Annotated in this window: 17 protein-coding genes; 8 read left to right on the forward strand and 9 right to left on the reverse strand. The window is 60.8% G+C overall.

The window, feature by feature from the left end:
• Position 1: 1 nt before the first annotated feature.
• Genes FJQ55_RS18410 through FJQ55_RS18425 form a run of 4 tightly spaced genes read right to left on the reverse strand, consistent with a single transcriptional unit; the run spans position 2 to position 4047 of the window.
• Entirely contained in the window at positions 2-1933 is a 1932-nt protein-coding gene (locus FJQ55_RS18410; RefSeq protein WP_140830622.1) for a beta-N-acetylhexosaminidase, read from the reverse strand.
• Positions 1934-1957: 24 nt separating this feature from the next.
• Positions 1958-2734 (reverse strand): SDR family oxidoreductase, encoded by a 777-nt coding sequence (locus FJQ55_RS18415; protein WP_140830624.1) that lies wholly within the window; start codon positions 2732-2734, stop codon positions 1958-1960.
• A 46-nt stretch (positions 2735-2780) separates the two neighbouring features.
• Positions 2781-3644: a MurR/RpiR family transcriptional regulator gene (locus tag FJQ55_RS18420; RefSeq protein ID WP_140830625.1), complete on the reverse strand. Its 864-nt coding sequence runs from the start codon at positions 3642-3644 to the stop codon at positions 2781-2783.
• A gap of 16 nt (positions 3645-3660) precedes the next feature.
• Positions 3661-4047, reverse strand: coding sequence for a RidA family protein (locus FJQ55_RS18425; RefSeq protein WP_062280737.1), 387 nt, complete (start codon positions 4045-4047; stop codon positions 3661-3663).
• Between the two features lie 112 nt (positions 4048-4159).
• Between FJQ55_RS18425 and FJQ55_RS18430 the strand changes: the two genes are divergently transcribed.
• Genes FJQ55_RS18430 through FJQ55_RS18445 form a run of 4 tightly spaced genes read left to right on the forward strand, consistent with a single transcriptional unit; the run spans position 4160 to position 7753 of the window.
• On the forward strand, positions 4160-4651 hold the full coding sequence (locus FJQ55_RS18430; protein ID WP_140830627.1) for a hypothetical protein: 492 nt from the start codon (positions 4160-4162) through the stop codon (positions 4649-4651).
• A gap of 35 nt (positions 4652-4686) precedes the next feature.
• The gene (locus tag FJQ55_RS18435; protein WP_140830629.1) at positions 4687-6168 is read left to right on the forward strand and encodes a M81 family metallopeptidase; all 1482 of its coding nucleotides are present in this window, start codon (positions 4687-4689) and stop codon (positions 6166-6168) included.
• Positions 6168-7268: a D-TA family PLP-dependent enzyme gene (locus FJQ55_RS18440; protein WP_140830631.1), complete on the forward strand. Its 1101-nt coding sequence runs from the start codon at positions 6168-6170 to the stop codon at positions 7266-7268. Before FJQ55_RS18435 ends, FJQ55_RS18440 begins: the two co-directional genes overlap by 1 nt.
• Positions 7269-7318: 50 nt before the next feature.
• Entirely contained in the window at positions 7319-7753 is a 435-nt protein-coding gene (locus FJQ55_RS18445; RefSeq protein WP_140830633.1) for a GFA family protein, read from the forward strand.
• Positions 7754-7826: 73 nt separating this feature from the next.
• Here the strand turns inward: FJQ55_RS18445 and FJQ55_RS18450 are convergent, their stop codons facing one another.
• From FJQ55_RS18450 to FJQ55_RS18470, 5 genes are all read right to left on the reverse strand, one after another.
• Positions 7827-8957, reverse strand: coding sequence for an ABC transporter ATP-binding protein (locus tag FJQ55_RS18450; protein ID WP_140830635.1), 1131 nt, complete (start codon positions 8955-8957; stop codon positions 7827-7829).
• Positions 8958-9058: 101 nt separating this feature from the next.
• Positions 9059-10261 (reverse strand): ABC transporter substrate-binding protein, encoded by a 1203-nt coding sequence (locus FJQ55_RS18455; RefSeq protein WP_425467557.1) that lies wholly within the window; start codon positions 10259-10261, stop codon positions 9059-9061.
• 80 nt (positions 10262-10341) lie between these two features.
• A complete protein-coding gene (locus FJQ55_RS18460; protein ID WP_140830640.1) occupies positions 10342-11202 on the reverse strand; it encodes a carbohydrate ABC transporter permease in 861 nt (286 codons plus the stop codon).
• Entirely contained in the window at positions 11199-12083 is an 885-nt protein-coding gene (locus FJQ55_RS18465) for a carbohydrate ABC transporter permease (protein WP_140830643.1), read from the reverse strand. Before FJQ55_RS18465 ends, FJQ55_RS18460 begins: the two co-directional genes overlap by 4 nt.
• A gap of 12 nt (positions 12084-12095) precedes the next feature.
• Positions 12096-13277, reverse strand: coding sequence for a Gfo/Idh/MocA family protein (locus tag FJQ55_RS18470; protein ID WP_140830646.1), 1182 nt, complete (start codon positions 13275-13277; stop codon positions 12096-12098).
• Positions 13278-13757: 480 nt separating this feature from the next.
• Here FJQ55_RS18470 and FJQ55_RS18475 point away from each other — a divergent pair, with 480 nt between their 5' ends.
• From FJQ55_RS18475 to FJQ55_RS18490, 4 genes are read left to right on the forward strand one after another with little or no spacing between them, the layout of a single operon-like run.
• On the forward strand, positions 13758-14525 hold the full coding sequence (locus tag FJQ55_RS18475) for a GntR family transcriptional regulator (protein WP_140830648.1): 768 nt from the start codon (positions 13758-13760) through the stop codon (positions 14523-14525).
• A 40-nt stretch (positions 14526-14565) separates the two neighbouring features.
• A complete protein-coding gene (locus tag FJQ55_RS18480) occupies positions 14566-15588 on the forward strand; it encodes an SIS domain-containing protein (RefSeq protein ID WP_140830650.1) in 1023 nt (340 codons plus the stop codon).
• Positions 15585-16769, forward strand: a complete 1185-nt coding sequence (gene nagA, locus FJQ55_RS18485) for an N-acetylglucosamine-6-phosphate deacetylase (protein ID WP_140830653.1) — start codon at positions 15585-15587, stop codon at positions 16767-16769. Before FJQ55_RS18480 ends, nagA begins: the two co-directional genes overlap by 4 nt.
• Complete coding sequence (locus tag FJQ55_RS18490) at positions 16766-17701, forward strand: ROK family protein (protein WP_140830656.1); 936 nt, start codon at positions 16766-16768, stop codon at positions 17699-17701. Before nagA ends, FJQ55_RS18490 begins: the two co-directional genes overlap by 4 nt.
• Position 17702 lies beyond the last annotated feature (1 nt).

A 17702-nucleotide genomic window follows, 5' to 3' on the forward strand; every position in this document is an offset into this window, starting at 1 on the left:
CTCAGTAGCGCGGGCTCAAAGGTGCGATGGCGGCAAACCGCAACCAGTCCTTCTTGTCCTTCGGCGTCCACGCGGCCTCGGCGATGGCCGGAAGGCGTGGGAAGACGAGATGGTTGAAATAGTCGCGAGTAAGAAAGTGTTCGCACCAGATGCAGGCCTGGACGCCGCGCATGCGGGCGGCCAACTCCGCCGGGAACTCGGCGACCGCCTCGTAGGTATAGGTATGATGCGGCGGCACGGTGCCGGCCCAGCTCGCGCCCGGCTCCTGGAAGGCTTCGTCCTGCACCATGTCGAGATAATAGGCCTGGCCGGGCGTCATGACGACATCATAGCCTGCCCTGGCAAGCTCCAGCCCGACCTCGGGCTTCTGCCAGGCCATTAGCAATGTGCCCTCAGGATCGACCCCACCGCCATGGCTGACCTCGTCCCAACCGGCAAGCTTGCGGCCGCGCTCGGCAAGCATGCCCTGGATACGCTTCATGAAATAGCTCTGGAGGCCAAAGGTGCCCTCGATGCCCTCGCGCTCCATCAGGGCCTTGGCGAGCGGCGATGCCATCCATGTGTTGGACGCCACCTCATCACCACCGATATGGATCAGCTTGGACGGGAAGAGCTCGACCATTTCATCGAACACCTTGCCGAGAAACTCGTAGGTATAATCGATTGCCGGGTTGAGCGCATTGTTGGGATAGCCCTGCACCGACCGATAGCTGTCGGGCGCTTCCTGGCCGTCGATCAGGTCTGGGAGTGCCACCAGGGTTGCCGTGCTGTGGCCGGGAATGTCGATCTCCGGCACCACCTCGACCTGCAAGGCGCCGGCATGGGCGACAATACCGCGCACGTCGTCCTGGGTGTAGAAACCGCCGACCGGATCGACGCCATTGCCGAGCTGCGGGAGAAGCGGTTCGTCCGGCCCGCGCAGGACGCCCAGCGTCGTCAGCTGCGGGAAGGCCTTGATCTCCAGACGCCAGGCCTCGTCGTCGGACAGATGCCAATGGAAGGTGTTCATCCGGAACCAAGCGAGCACATCGATCAGCCGCTTGACGTCATCGACAGGGAAGAACTGCCTGGACACATCAAGATGGCAACCGCGCCAGTCATAGCGTGGCTTGTCCGAGATCGTACCAGAAGAGGGGAAGCGGAAAACGGCCGGCTTGGTGCGGGCGCCGTGCAGCATCTGGGCAAGAACCGTCAGGCCATATTGGAGGCCGGCAACATCGCTATAAGCGAAGTTGATGCTCTCCCCGACGAAGGACAGTGCATAGGCGGACGCATCGAGCGCAGCATCGACCTTGAAGGTGATCGCCCGCCCTTCATGCACCTTCGCCAGAGACAGCGGCGCATGGCCGACCGGGAACAGCCGGCAGAACAGCCGCAAGACATTCTCGACGGCACGCAACTCGACGATCGAGCTGCCATCTGCCGGAAAAAGCGCAACGGGAAAGTCGGTACCGGCCACAATGTCGGCCTTGGCAGGCCAGGGAAGCATAGCGAAGGGCTCCGCCGCATGACCTTCGGGCAACAGTGCCGGGGGCGGCACACTATGGGCACCCGACAGCATCAGATCCGCCACGGCAACGGCCGCATGCTGGCCGGTGCAGAGCGTCAGATAGGCCGACTTTGCACCGTCGGTGCGATGCTTGGCCGGACGCCAGAGCCCACCGACATGGAACTGCCAGGAGGCACCCGGTTCGAGCACGAAGCCATGGGGCGGCGCGAACTGATGGAAGTTGGCGTTGCGCTTCAGGAAGACGGCATTGCCGATCACAGGCTCCTGGAAGTCCTTGACGCGGGTAAGCGAAGTATAAGCGAGTTTGAAATCGGAGATCGCAGCATCCGACAGGTTGACCAGCGTGAAGACGAAAGCGCCGCAGGGATCGCCATCGACCGGGTGCCATGTATTTTCAAGACGAAACTGGACGGCTGTCGCCATGGTCATGCTCCTCGCTTATAAAAATCAATAATTGTCGGATTGCGAAAAGGTTCGCGCGAGTTCGGCCTGCCCGGCGGTCAAACCGCAATCGACGGGAAGGCACACGCCGGTGATGGCGGCGGCCTGATCGCTGGCTAGGAAGAACACCGCATTGGCGACATCCTCGGCCGTCGCGATCCGGCGCAGCGCATACCAGCGCTTGGCTTCTTCGAAGACTTGCGGATTGGCGGCGGCACGCGCCTCCCAGGCCTGCGTCCGCACCGTACCGGGCGCGACGGCATTCGCACGGATACCGAACTTGCCGTATTCCACGGCGATGAGCTTGGTGAGGTGGATCAGCCCTGCCTTGGCGGCGCTATAGGCCGGATGGCCGAATACGGCCATGCCGTTCACCGAGGAAATGTTGATGAGCGAGCCCTGGGCCGCTTTGAGCGGCGCCTCGAAGGCGCGAAAGCAGAGATACGGCGCCTCAAGATTGAGCGCATTATCCTTGCGCCAGATGTCGCCATCGGTATCCCCGAGGCTCACGGCCCGCGCAGCACCGGCATTGTTGACTAGTGTCTGCACAACGCCCAATTCCGCGACACGGGCAGCGCTGCGGTCGAGATCAGCCTCACTGGTCACGTCACAGGCAATGGCTACGAAACGATCGGCCGGACCGAGCCTGGACGCAGCCTCTGCAGCGGCGGCACCATCCAGATCAAGCAGCACGACGACATCATGATTGTCGGCGAGCCGCTTTGCGATCGCCCGACCGATATCTCCGGCCGCTCCCGTCACCACCGCAACCGAGGACGTCACGAGAGAACTCCGGCCAGACGAGGGGTGCGGGTGATCGGCATGAGGATCAGTCTCCAAGAAGTTGCCGGTCGTCACCATCGCGATGTTCGACCAGTTGTTGCTTGATATGGCGTAGCGTCACCAGCGACTGTTTGCGGTTGCGATAGGCGACGAGGCTGGCAATAGCGTCGACCACGGCCAGATAGGCAAAGCGCGTCGAGGTCGGGCGGAAGATGTTGTCACCCTCCGGCAAATCGATCCCGATCACCAATTCGGCGGCGTCCGCGACCAGGCTCTCGCTCTGCGTGAGTGCAATGGTCGTAATGCCGTTCTCGCGGGCAAGCGCGAAGCACTTTACCAGTTCCGCATTGCGCCCCGAAAACGACGAGCCGATCAATACATCGTTGGGCCGGGCCGCCGCCGTCAACATCAGTTGCATGGCATGGTCACTGGAAGCCGTGACCCGCGAGCCGAGACGAAAGAGCCGGTTCTGGATCTCGCTCGATATCATCGAGGAATTGCCACCAGAGCCGAAGGCATAGACCATCTCAGCCCGCGAAAGCCGGTCGGCCACCTTGTCGAGAACGACGGCATCGAGCGACCGGTGGAGCATGAACAGCGCGTTCTGCGCCTTGGTGATCACATCGGTCGCGACATCTGCCGGATCTGTACTCTTTGTTTCCGGATTGAGATAGCGCACGCCGACATAAGCCGTGCGCGCCAGATTGACCTTGAAGTCCGCAAAGCTCTGGCAGCCCAGCCGCCGGCAAAAACGTGTCACCGTCGGCGGCGACACCTCGGCTCTTTCGGCAAGTTCGATGATCGAGGCATTGACAGCGAAATCGAAGGAATTGACCAGGATATCCGCGATGCGTTGCTCGGAGGCAGAAAACTGCCCCGCTTCGTCCTGTATGCGCGCGAAGATATCCAATGCCGTAACCCCTCAGCTATTTCGAGGGTTTGTAAGCTATGCAGTCAATCTCGACCTTGCAATCGACCATCATCGAAGCCTGAACGCAGGCCCGCGCCGGCGGATGCTCACCGAAATACTGCTGATAAATCTTGTTGAAGGTCCAGAAATCGCGGGGATCGTCGAGCCACACGCCACAGCGGACCACATGCTCGACCCCGTAGCCGGCTTCCTCAAGGATGGCGAGGACGTTAGCGATCGTCTTGTGGGTCTGCTCGATGATCCCTCCGGGAATGATCTCACCATCTTCCATGGCGACCTGACCGGAGACGTGAAGCCAACCATCGGCCTCAACCGCTCGCGCGAACGGCAGCCGCTGGCCGCCCGCACCCGCCTTTTCCGCACCATAACGCTTGATCGTCATCAGGCCCTCTCATGCAAATTATTTTCTTCGATCGTTGACAAACCACCATAGAAAACGGATTTTGACCAGACAAAAACGGCGATCATGAAAAGAATTTAAAAACGGGGGCGAAATGCGCGATCCTTTTCTCAATCCATTTCCGGCAACAGACACGGCTCGCCACATGATCTGGGAGATGCTGGTGCCGCGCGACATCGACGCCTTCCTGGCGGCAGACTGGAGCATGGTGGCGGGCGATTTCGTTGAGGAAGGCTTCATTGGCATCAGCGGCAATCGCGATCCCAACCCCGACAACTGGCGCCTCGCATTTCCCAATCTCGCAGCCTATCGCGACGAATGGCTGAAACAGGCCAAGGACTTTGCAGCCCAGACCTATGGTGAGGATCCGCGCGCGGCAATCTTCACCACGACCAACTTGGAAGATATCGAAATCTCAGGCGAGACAGCACTGGTGCGCAAAAAGTTCGACGGCGGCATCAAGAAGGCTGACGGTACACTAGACGTCATGCGCTGGCAGACACTCTATTATTGCCGCCTGCACGAGGGCCGCTGGAAAATCTCCGGCTTTACCGGCTATCTGCCCAATCCGATGGGCACGCTGTAAAGAGCGGCTCGTCCATCACACCCGGAGGTCGACCCTTGCGCATCTTCACCGCCGCGCTTGCAACGGAAACCAATACCTTCTCCCCGATCTGCATCGACCGACGGGCATTCGAGGAATCGCTCTACGCGCCACCCGGCCAGCATCCGGCGACCCCGACACTCTGCACGGCGCCGATCACCGTCGGCCGCAAGGTGTGTGCGGAAAAGGGCTGGACCCTGATCGAGGGCACGGCGACCTGGGCAGATCCGGCGGGGCTGGTCAACCGCCAGACCTTTGAGAGCCTGCGGGACGAAATCCTCGACCAGTTGAAGGCGGCCATGCCGGTGGATGCCGTCGTGCTTGGCCTGCATGGCGCCATGGTCGCCGACGGATACATTGACCCGGAAGGGGATTTGCTGTCCCGCATCCGCGGAATCGTCGGCCCTGACGTCCTGCTTTGCGCCGAACTCGATCCGCATAGTCATTTGACGGCGAAGCGCGTGGCAGCCGCCGATTTTTTCGTCGTGTTCAAGGAATTCCCCCATACCGATTTCGTCGATCGTGCAGAAGATCTCTGGCGCATCGCGGTCGACACCCTGGAAGGTCGGGTGAAGCCGGTCATGTCCGTGTTCGACTGCCGGATGATCGATGTATTCCCGACATCGCGCGAGCCGATGCGCAGCTTTGTTGACAGGCTTATGGCCATCGAAGCAGAAGATCCTGAGGTCCTCTCGCTCTCCGTCATCCACGGTTTCATGGCTGGCGACGTGCCGGAAATGGGGACGAAAACCATCGCCGTAACCGATGGCAAGAAGGATAAGGGAGAGGCGCTAGCCCGCGAACTCGGCCTCGACCTCTTTGCCAAGCGCGGCACCTTCATGATGCCGCAGATCGACGAGAAGGCGGCGCTCGACCAGGCTCTGGCAATCGAGACGGGGCCGGTTGTGATTGCCGACATGTGGGACAATCCCGGAGGCGGCACGGCGGGGGATGCAACGGTGATCCTGGAGGAAATGCTGGCGCGTGGCGTGACCAACGCCGCCATCGGCATGATCTGGGATCCGATCGCCGTGCAGATCTGCATGGCCGCCGGTGAAGGCGCCGAGATCCCGCTGCGTTTCGGGGCCAAATCCGCGCCCGGCACCGGCCATCCGGTCGACGGATTGGTCAAGGTGATGAAGGTCGTACCCAGTGCGGAAATGCGCTTCGGCGACAGCATCGCCCCCTTCGGCGATGCTGCTCACATTCATCTCGCCGGCATCGACATCGTCCTGTCGAGCGTACGCGTTCAGAGCTACGACCCCTCGCTGTTCACCGCACTCGCTATCGATCCGACGCAAAAGCACCTGCTGGTGATCAAGTCGACCAACCATTTCTACGCGGCTTTCTCCAAGATCGCTTCTGAGATCCTTTACTGCGCCGCCGGCACGCCTTATCCCAACAATCCGGCGAAGACGGCCTATCGCCATGTCCGCCGCGATATATGGCCGATCATGGCCAATCCGCATGACGCCCCTGAAGACAGCGAGGCTGCCTGATGACCCATTCCCGGCCTGCCCCCCGTCCTGAGATCGGCCAGCCAATCCTGGAACTCTCGACGCCGCTGCCGCTGATCGACGAGACGAAGCTCGCCTTCAATATCGCACGCGTTCAGTCCTACATGGACCAACACGGCCTCGCCTTTCGCCCGCATATCAAGACGCATAAGATCCCCGCCGTGGCCACCCAGCAAGTCGCAGCCGGCGCCCGCGGCATCAACTGCCAGAAGATCACCGAGGCCGAAGTCTTCGCCGATGCCGGATTCGAGGACCTGCTGATCACCTTCAACATTCTGGGTGCGGAAAAGCACAGTCGGCTCGTAGCCTTGAACACGCGCATATCCGGCCTGAAGGTCGTGGCTGACAGTGACACCACGGTTCGCGGCCTTTCCTGCGCCTTTTCCCAGTCGCGCCCGCTCACCGTTCTTGTGGAATGTGACACGGGCGGCGGCCGCTGCGGTGTGCAGACGCCGGAAGCGGCCATCGCACTTGCCGAGACTATCGCGGCTGCACCGGGCCTCAGCTTCGGCGGCATCCTCACCTATCCCAAGGCCAACACCGAAGAGGACGTCGAAGCCTTCTTTGCCGCCGTCATCGCGGGCCTCTCTGCCCGCGGCATCCCCTGCCCCATCGTCTCGAACGGCGGCACACCGAGCCTGTTTTCCGCCCACAAGGTCCCGTCTGCGACCGAACACAGAGCCGGCACCTATGTCTACAACGACCGCGCCATGGCACGCGCTGGCCATTGCAACCTGGATGACTGCGCCATGCACGTCCTCGCAACCGTCGTGTCGCGTCCGAGCCTGGACCGTGCCATTCTCGATGCAGGCTCCAAGGCGCTGACCTCCGACCTACTCGGCTTTTCCGATTACGGAATGATCGTGGAGTATCCGGACGCCGTCATCACCGGGCTCTCGGAAGAACATGGCACGGTCGACCTGTCCAAGGTGACCGGCCGGCGACCTGAAATCGGAGATAAGGTTCGCCTCATCCCGAACCACACCTGCGTCGTCTCGAACCTCTTCAATCTCATGACCTTCCATCGCAATGGCATCGTTACCCGCGTGGAAGAGGTCGCGGGTCGAGGGCTGGTCTGGTAGCCTTGCAGCTCGCACACGTCTACGCTTGATTGGACCGCGGGAGGATGATCATGGACGAGGAGAACAGAGCTGCAAAAAAAGTCCGGCTGCGCGGCGGCTGCATGTGCGGTGCCGTGGCCTATATGGTCTTGGATAACTTTCTCTACGCAATCAATTGCCACTGCTCGAAATGCCGTCGTACCACCGGCGCGGCATTCAAGCCGATTGCCGGCGTCGCGGTTGAGGATTTCGAGGTAACGGAGGGAAGGGAAGACCTCTTCCGCCACGGAAATCCCGACGGGATATACGACATGCATTGCCGAACCTGCGGCTCACTCGTCTATTCCTGGATCGCCGAGAACGGCACTGTGAAAGTGCACATACCGATGGGCACCTTGAACGACGCGCCGTCTATGAAGCCAACGATGCATATCTTCGTCGGTTCAAAGGCGCCCTGGTACGATATTCTCGACGATCTACCGCAATTCGACGGTTTCCCGGAGTAACGCACACTGTTTTCCGCCCACAAAAAAGGTCCGCCCGAGGGCGGACCAGGCTTGGCCTTGGCCGGGAGGAGGCTTATTCGGCAGCGGTAACCGACGCCGGAAGATCAAGCGTGCGCCAGTCGATCCGACGCTCCAGCGCCTGGCCGTCGGCATTGAAAAGGTGGCAATCCGCCGCCATGATGCCTGTCGTCATTGGCTGCTCGGCTCTGACCGGCGCCGAGCCCGGCAGGAGGGCGCAGTAGGGCTCGCCATTTGGAAGCACCGCATAGGCAATCGTGTTGATACCCAGCCGCTCGATAACAGACGGAGTGACCATGATGTTGATGTCGCCGTCGCTAAGGCGCGTATGCTCAGGCCGGATGCCGAGCGTCAGTGTCTTGCCGACGAGATCGGCACGGCCATCAACGGGGATGAGCGCCGTCTGGCCTTCATAAGAAATAGTCACGCCGACAGCGTCGACACCAACACAGGTGACGGGGACGAAATTCATCTTGGGATTGCCGATAAAGCCGGCCACGAAGGTATTCTGCGGCTTGTGATAGAGCTCAAGCGGCGCGCCGACTTGGGCGATATTGCCAGCGTTCAGCACAACGATGCGATCGGCCATGGTCATGGCCTCGATCTGGTCGTGGGTCACGTAAATCATCGTTGCCTGCAGGTCGCGGTGCAGCTTGGTGAGCTCGATGCGCATGTCGGCACGCAATGCCGCGTCGAGGTTCGATAGAGGCTCGTCGAACAGAAAGATCTTCGGTTCGCGCACGATGGCGCGGCCAATCGCAACACGCTGGCGCTGGCCGCCGGAGAGCATGCCCGGGCGCTGTTGCAGGCGCTGGTCGAGCTGGAGGATCTTGGCAACCGCCCCGACCTTCTCGCGGATCGTCTCCTCGGGCAGTCCTTCGACCCGAAGCGGAAATGCGATGTTCTCGAAGACGGACATATGCGGATAGAGCGCATAGGACTGAAACACCATCGCGATGCCGCGCTCGACCGGCGGCTTGTCATTCACCCGCTCGGCATCAATGACGATGTCGCCGTCGGTGGTGTCATCGAGACCCGCGATCATCCGCAACAGCGTGGACTTGCCACAGCCCGAGGGACCGACAAAGACAACGAACTCGCCATCCTGAACTTCGAGATCGACGCCCTTAATCACCTCGAAATGTCCGAACGACTTGCGCACCTTTTTGAGAAATAGCTGTCCCACGACTTCTGTCCCCGCGTGCCGGCCTGTCAACGCGACCGGCTGATCATTTCAGATGAAATCCGCGGGCCGAACCCGGCCCGCGGAGCCTCGGTTGTCCGAGATTACTTGTACTGCTCGAGTTCGCCCGCAGCCTTCTTGAGGGCAGCCTCCGGCTCGGCCTTGCCGGTGACAACTGACTGGACCATCTCGATCATGACGTTCTGGAAGCCCTTGTAGTCGGTGAAGAGCGGCTCCGGACCACCATAGGCGATACCGTCGATGAACGGCTTCCAGAAGGGCTCGTTGGCGACGAACTGGTCAACGACAGCGCCCGGGCGCAGCGGGGTGAGGCCTGCGCCTCCCTGCAGCTCGTATTCATGCTGGATATCGGTCGAGGTGATGTACTTGGCGAATTCGGTCGCCTTTTCCTCGACGCCAGAGCCCTTGAAGATGGCAAGGCTGTCGGTGATGAGGAGCGTGCCTTCACCCTTGGCCGACGGGCCCTTCGGCAGCGGTGCAACACCCCAGTTGATCTTGGTGTCTTTGAGGCGATAGGCGGCGCCCGAGCCGGCCTGGATCATGCCGACCTTGCCATCAAGGAAGATGGCGCGGATTTCGTTCTGCTCATAGGCAGTCGCACCCTCGACGGAGTAAGGCGTGATGTCCTTGTAGGCCTGCAGAGCCGCGAGGACTTCCGGGCTGTCGATGACGATCTTGTCGCCGTCGATGACCTTGCCGTTGTTGGTGTAAACCCAGTGCATGAACTGGTGCATGGTGTTGTCGAAGGTCTTGGCCGGCAGGCCGTAACCGGCAGTCCCAGTCTTTTCCTTGATCTGCTTGGCGAAGGCGATTTCTTCAGCCCAGGTCTTCGGCGGGGTTTCCGGGTCGAGGCCGGCAGCCTTGAATAGGTCCTTGTTCCAGTAGAGCGCCTTGGTCGAGAAGGCGACCGGAACGCCCCACTGCGTGTCTTCGAACGTGACAGTGTCGACGATGTTCGGATAGTAGGAGGCCTTTTCCTCGTCCGTCATCGGAACCGGAACAATCAGATCGTTCTGGGCAAATTCCTTCAGCGTACGCGAGCCGACATAGGCCATTGCAACCGGCGTGCCGGCGACGGCGAGCGTGGTCGCCTTGTCCTGGCACTGTTCCCAGCCGACGACTTCCGGCTTCACCTTCCAGCCTTCGTTCTTGCCTTCCCATTCCTTGATGTACTTCTCGTGGATCGGGTCGATCTTGTCGCCGCAATAGATCCAGGAGATTTCCTGGTCGGCAGCCAGCGTGGTGAGCGCCGAGCTCGCAAGCAGGACAAAAGAGCCTGCAAGCATGGTCAGTTTCTTCGTCATCGGTAGTTCCCCTTTGTTGACAGGTTGAAAGCGTCCGGTTGGCCCGAATTATGGTTGGCAGCTCATTTGATCGCCCCGGCGGTCAGGCCGCTGACGAGATATCGCTGCAGGAAGAAGATCACGATCATCGCCGGCGCAATGCCGACGAAGCTTGCGGCCATCAACTCGTTCCAGATGACTTCCTGACGGCCGAAATAGGCGAAAAGTCCGATCGGCAACGGCATGTATTCCGTCTTGGAGTTGAAGGTGAGTGCGAAGATGAACTGCTGGGCATAGGCGCCGATAAAGGTCGTGATCGCGACGACGGCGATGCCCGGCGTGGCGAGCGGCAGGACCACACGCCGGAAAGTGTAGAAATAGCCGGCGCCATCGACATAGGCCGCCTCTTCCAGCTCGCGCGGAATGCGCATCATGTATGTGCGCAGAAGCCAGATGGCGGAAGGGATGAGGAAGGCAACCCCCGGCACGATCATGGCGAAATAGGTGTTGAGCACGCCAAGCGACCGCATGAGCCGGAAGAGCGGGATCAGCAGAACGGCGCCCGAGAACATGTTGACGGCAAGGAAGGCACCGAGCAGCTGGCCGCTGCCCTTGAATTCGAAACGGGCGAATGCATAGGAGGCCGGCACCACCAGAAGGAGTACGATGACAGTCGCCACCGTGGAGATGAAGAATGAGTTGAAGATGTAGCGGGCAAAGCCGGGAACACTCACCCACATCGTCCGATAGGCTTCGAACGAGCCGTTTTCCGGCCAGAAGCGATAGGGCGAGGAAAACAACTGGCTGAGTGGCTTGAGCGACACCAGGAAACCTTCGACGAAGGGCGCTAGCACGAAGGTCAGGAACACGGCGATGCCCGCATATATACCGATCAGTTCGTACCACTTGTAGCGGTTGATCAGGGCTGTCTTGTCGTAGCTCATCGGGCGTGCTCCTGGGAAAGCCGGCTCGTCACGCGGAAATAGGCAAAGCAGAAGATCGACAGGAAGATGCAGATCAGCACGGCACGTGCAGCGCCTTCCCCGTATTTCTTCGACCCGATCGCTGTGTGATAGGTGTCGATGATCATCGTCGTCGTCTCGCCGCTCGGGCCGCCGCGTGTCAGGATCCAGATGATGTCGAAGGAGTTGAAGGTCGCGATCAAAGACAGCATCGACATGGTGATCATGGCGGGCAGGATGAGCGGCAGTGTGATGCGGCGAAAGCGGTAACCGCGTCCAGCGCCATCGGTCCAGGCGGCCTCATAGAGGTCCTGCGGAATCGCCTGCATGGCCGCCAGCATGTACAGCGTGACCATCGGCACGCCGATCCAGACATCGGTGAAAATCGTCGCCCAAAAGGCAGTCGAGCCATAGGCCAGGAAGGCAACGGGACCATCGACCACGCCCATGCGCTGGAGCATACCGGAAATCATGCCGAACTGGCCGTTATACATCCAGCCCCACATGAAGATGCCGATCGCCATCGGCACGATCCAGGGCGGCATGGTTAGCACGCGAAACAGCGTGCGGCCGGGCACGGCAGAGTTCAGCATCGCGGCACCGAACGTACCGATGATCATCTTGATCGACACCGAGAAGAAGGTCCAAATGAAAGTGCGGACGATGACGGTGCCGAAGGTGTCGTTAAAGATCTTCTCGTAGTTCACCCAGCCGACCCAGTTGGTCGTCTTCTTGAGTGAGGCGTCCGTGAACGAGAGAATGAAGGTTTCGACCAGCGGATAGGCGACGATAACTGCAATATAGAGAAGGGCCGGCGCAATCAGCAGCCAGGCAAAGAGGATAGCGCTACGGCGAGCTTGCATCCGACCGCTCCCTTAAGCCGAACGCGCCTGGACGGCACCGGGCGCACCATGCAGGCACGCGTCGAACTTCTCCCAAACAGGTTGAAGATCGACGACCTTGCGCCCGAAGCGAGCCTCGTCCATAGCAAGTGCCAGGATGCCGGCTTCAAGTGCATCGACGGCCGAAACCGGCTGCTTGGCGCCGATCTGCACAAAAGCGATGACGTCTTCCGCCATCTGCTCGTCGGCACCGTAATGCTGCGACAGGGCCGACGGCGCGGAATAAGTGTTGGCGACGACCTTCTCGTTGGTGCGGGCATCGTGCACATCCATGAAGCCGCGCACGAAATCGCCTTCGGCCATGCCCTTGGAGCCGATCACGCAGAAACGGCGGAATTCGTCCGGCACGTTGAGATTGGTGTGGAAGGTCATCGACACCCCGTTCTCGTATTCCACGATCGCGGTCTGGTAATCGATGATATCGCCGTCGCTGTCGAAGACCTTGTCGGAGCCTTCCCAGCCGCTCGGCTTGCGGTGATAGACTTCCATGTCGTTGATGCCGGAATTCTGCGGAGCGTTCGCCGGGATGAAGCTCTTGCGCCCGCCGAAGCTTGCCACGAAACGCGGCCGCGCACCGACCACGCCGTTGTAGAGGTCGAGGTCATGGCAGCACTTCTCCAGCATGAAACCGCCGGCATAACGACCGTAGCGGCGCCAGTCGCGCATGAAGAATGCACCGTGATACGGTTGAATGTGCTCCGACGCCTCGATCGAAACGACGTCACCCAGACGCCCTTCGGCTTGGGCCTTGCGCAGGTCGCGGTAAAGCGGCGAGTAACGCAGGACGAGACCGACCAGAAGACGATCATGGCCATAGGTGTGCAGCAAGGAGGCAAGCGCAAAACTTTCCTCGACACTGGTGACGATCGGCTTTTCGGTAAAGACGGTGAGACCGGCTTCCAGGCCGAGACGGATATGATTGAGATGCATGTGGTTTGGCGATCCGATCATCAGGAGATCGAACCCGCCTGCGGCAATCAATGCTTCCGGTGTCGTATGGGCCACGCCTGCGGAAATGCCGTTCTCGGCCAAAGTCGCCATCCCAGCGGGCGCCGGATCCACATAACCGACGATCTCGAAGCTCGGATCGAGCTCACGGAACACCCGACCCAAATATCCAAGACGGAATCCGAGTCCGATTATGGCGACCTTCATGACATTCCCCTGCTTTCGTAATTATTTTTCGCAGACTGCGTCAAAAAACCGTCATCGTCAACAGATCAAGCAAAATACTGCCCGATCGTGAAAATGATTTTCACGAGACCGCGAACCAGACGACGGAGGCGCTCAAGGCAACCCCTTCCACCGCCACACCTGAATTGGCGTAGGCGGCAGTAAGCGCTTCACAAGCACTCCCGCGTCCGTTCATTAATTTTACAATACCAAACAAAGGCCAATCGTAAAGCCAATTTCGTGCAGATCCGGCGGAAACCGTGCAAACGCTTGGTATTTCAGACGAAATTGTTAATTTTCACCCGATTTTTATGCTTGAAGCAAAACCATTTGCGGAATAGGTTTTGAGTTGGTATGGTTTTGGCCAACGAGATTACGGGACCATACCATGCCGAACATCATCCGAGCATCCGGCAATTCGAGCCGTCTGCCCTTTGGCAGAAGCCGAGGCGGGTGCGCGGCATGAACGGGACACTGCCTCTAAGCGAACTGCAATCCATGCGCGGCGGCCCGCTTTATGTGAAGCTGCGGATGATGATCGAGGAGGCTGTTGCCTCAGGCCGCCTGAAGCATGGCGACGCGCTTCCGGCAGAACGCGATATTGCCGATGCTGCCGACATCAGCCGCGTCACGGTACGCAAGGCAATTGACGAACTGGTGAGCGAGGGCCTGCTCGTCCGCCGGCGCGGCTCCGGCACCTTTGTCGTAAAGCCAGTGCAGCGCATGCAGCAGCCGCTCAGCCAGTTGACCTCCTTCACCGAAGACATGCGCAGACGTGGCATGGTGGCCGGTTCCCGCTGGCTCGGGCGCGGCCTGTTCTATCCGACGGCCGAGGAAACCATGATGTTGGGCCTGGCCGGGGGTGCCCGCGTCTCTCGCCTTGATCGTCTGCGAACAGCCAACGACATGCCGATCGCCCTCGAACGCACCAGCCTTCCGGACGATCTGCTGCCCGACCCGGATGCGGTGGAAAACTCGCTTTATCTGCACCTGCTGGAAAGCAATATCCGCCCCGTACGTGCTAATCAGCGGATTTCTGCCGTCCTCCTCAAGGATGAGGAAACCAAGCTGCTCGGGGTCCCTCCGGGGTCTGCGGCGCTGTCGGTACAGCGGATTGCCTATCTCGAAACCGGGCGCGTCATGGAAATGTCGACGGCCCTTTACCGTAGCGATGCCTACGACCTCGTGGCCGAACTCAGCATCGGCGCGCCGATGAAGCCACAGACCTGACGCTCCAAAGATAGACGAGCGCGCAACCGAAAGCGAACTTATGACGACGAAAATGCGAGAGGAAATCGACGAGATACCGGCCGCCGCCGCTCGTCTTCTGGATACATCCTCTTCGGTAATTACCCATTGCGCACAAACCCTTCTCGATAAGGACCCCTCTGTGGTCGTCACCGTCGCCCGCGGCTCTTCCGATCACGCCGCCTTCTTCCTGAAATATGCGATCGAACTGCAGCTGGGGCTTCCTGTCGCCTCGCTTGGTCCCTCGCTCGCCTCGATATATGAGCGGCCTATGAAGCTCGGCAACGCCGCAGCCTTCGCCGTGTCGCAGTCGGGCGCAAGCCCTGACATTGTTGCGATGGCGAAAGGTGCGCGCGACGGCGGGGCGACCACGATCAGCCTCGTCAACACGCTGCCATCACCTCTGGCCGAGGCCGCAACGCATGCCGTCGATATCATGGCAGGTCCGGAAATTGCGGTCGCAGCGACGAAATCCTTCGTGAACTCGATCGTTGCCGGCCTTGCTATCATCGCGGCGTGGACACGTGACGCTGATCTCGAACGGGCCGTGGCCACCCTCCCCGACCATTTCGCCAAGGCACTTGGACTGGATTGGAGCCCCCTGCTGCAGCCGCTGGAAACAGCCGACTCGCTCTATATGCTCGGCCGTGGTCCGGCCCTGGCGATTGCCGCCGAAGCCGCCCTCAAATGCAAGGAAACCTGCGAACTCCATGCCGAGGCCTATTCCTCCGCAGAGGTGCTGCATGGGCCGGTTTCGATCGTTGGCCGAGACTTCCCTGTCGTAGGCTTCGCTGCGCGCGACAAGGCCGAAGCCTCCATCGTCCAGACAATCTCGAAGCTGGCCGCAGGGAATGCCGCCTGCTTCATAACATCGGACTTTGGCACGGGCGGACATCGACTGCCCTTCGTTGCCACCGGCCATCCGATCACGGATGCGCTGGCACTGATCGTGCCGTATTATGGCTTCATAGAAGCTCTGTCGCGCGCCCGGGGTTTCAACCCGGACAAGCCCGTCGCGCTGAAAAAGGTGACCGAGACTCAATGAAACCAGCCTTTGCCGTTACCGCTCGCCGCATCTTTGACGGCAACCGCATGCATGCCGACTCCGCTCTGGTCGTGGAGGGGGACAAGATCCTTTCGATCGTCTCCCAGGCAGAACTGCCGGCCGGCATGCCTCGATCCGGCACGCCAGTCTCGCTGATAACGCCTGGCTTTATCGACCTGCAGGTCAATGGCGGCGGCGGCACCCTGTTCAATAACGATCCGACCGAGACCGGTATCCGCACGATCTGCCAGGCCCATGCCCGTTTTGGCACGACAGCCTTGATGGTCACCTTCATCACCGACCGTCCGGAACTGAAGCGGATGGCGATCACCGCTGGCGCGGAAGCTGAAGCCCACAGCCTGCCCGGCTATCTCGGCCTACATCTCGAGGGCCCGCATCTGTCGGTCGCCCGCAAAGGGACCCACGACCCGGCCCTCATTCGCCCAATGACGGAGGACGATCTCGCTTATCTCGAAGGCGTGGCCTGCAGCTTTGGCCTTTCCATGATAACCGTCGCCCCGGAAAGCGTGACGCCGGAGCAGGTGAAGCGCCTCAAGGCCGCCGGTTACCGCGTCAGCCTTGGCCACACCGACACGCAGAGCGCCAATGTCACGACTTATGTCGAGGCAGGTGCCAGCATGGTCACCCATCTGTTCAATGCCATGAGCCAGCTTGGCAATCGCGAGCCGGGTCTCGTCGGTGCGGCCTTGACATCCCCTGCCCTGCATTGCGGCCTGATCGCCGACGGTTTCCATGTCGATCCGGTCAGCATGCGGGTGGCGCTGGCTGCCAAGCAGGGTCCGGCGCACATTTTCCTGGTGACGGACGCCATGTCGACCATCGGCTCTGATGAGACGAGCTTCGACCTGAACGGCCGAACCGTCTACCGCCGCGACGGCCGTCTGACGCTTGCCGACGGAACACTGGCCGGCGCCGATATCGACATGCTCTCCTGCATCCGCTTCGTCCATCAAAGGCTGGGCTCGCCCCTCGACGAAGCCCTGCGCATGGCAACGGTCTACCCGGCGGAAGCGGTGGGTGCGGCCGATCGCGGCACTCTGGAACGCGGCAAGCGCGCCGATTTCGTCTTGCTGGACGAGGCACTCGACCTCCGCTCCACCTGGATCGGCGGAAGCTGTGTCTACGAAACCGCTTCGCTGCAAGACAGGGCCACAGCATGATCGTGTGCTTCGACATCGGCGGCACCGCGATCAAGGGTGCGGTCGCATATTCGGCCGACGACATTCGGCCCTTCCTGCGCCAGCCGACGCCACTGCATGATTTCGAGGCCTTCGTCGCCACGCTGGCTGCCGTTATCACCGAGGCGGAAACACAGGCCGGCAAGCGCCCTGACTGTGTTGCACTGTCAATCGCCGGCGTCATCGATCCCGACACGGCTAAGGCCGTCGTCGCCAATATACCTTGCGTCCACGGCAGGCTGTTGCAGGCAGACCTGGAACGAGCCCTTGGGCTTCCCGTCGTCATCGCCAACGATGCGGACTGCTTCGTTCTGGCCGAGGCTGGCATCGGTGCTGCCCGTGGCCACCGCGTCGTCTTCGGCATCATCCTCGGCACGGGTGTCGGCGGCGGTCTCGTCATCGACGGCAAGCTGATCAACAGCGCCGGCGGATTTGCCGGCGAATGGGGCCACGGCCCTGTCCAGGCCAACGAAGCCGGCACCCCGCCGGTCCGTGTCCCCCGCTTCCAATGCGGCTGCGGCCAGGTCGGCTGCATCGATGCTGTCTGTAGCGCCCGTGGTCTGGAAAAGCTGCACCGAGAACTGCATGGCGAAATAAAAACGAGCGAGGACATCCTCGCCGACTGGCAGACTGGCGACGCAACCGCCGCCCGGACCCTCGACGTCTATATTGACATCCTGACCGACGCTCTCTCTCTCGTCGTGAATGTCACGGGAACAACGATCTTGCCTGTTGGCGGCGGATTGTCCAATGTGCCGGCCCTGATTTCGGCTATCGACGTGGCGCTGCGCCGCCGCATCCTGCGCAAGTTTGCCCATCCGATCGTTGTGCCTGCCACATGCCGTGTCGAACCCGGCCTGATCGGCGCTGCTATTCTCGGCCTCGGATTTGCGGCAGAGCATCGGGAGACGTGAC

The organism is Rhizobium glycinendophyticum (assembly GCF_006443685.1).
In the GTDB taxonomy this organism is placed as follows: domain Bacteria; phylum Pseudomonadota; class Alphaproteobacteria; order Rhizobiales; family Rhizobiaceae; genus Allorhizobium; species Allorhizobium glycinendophyticum.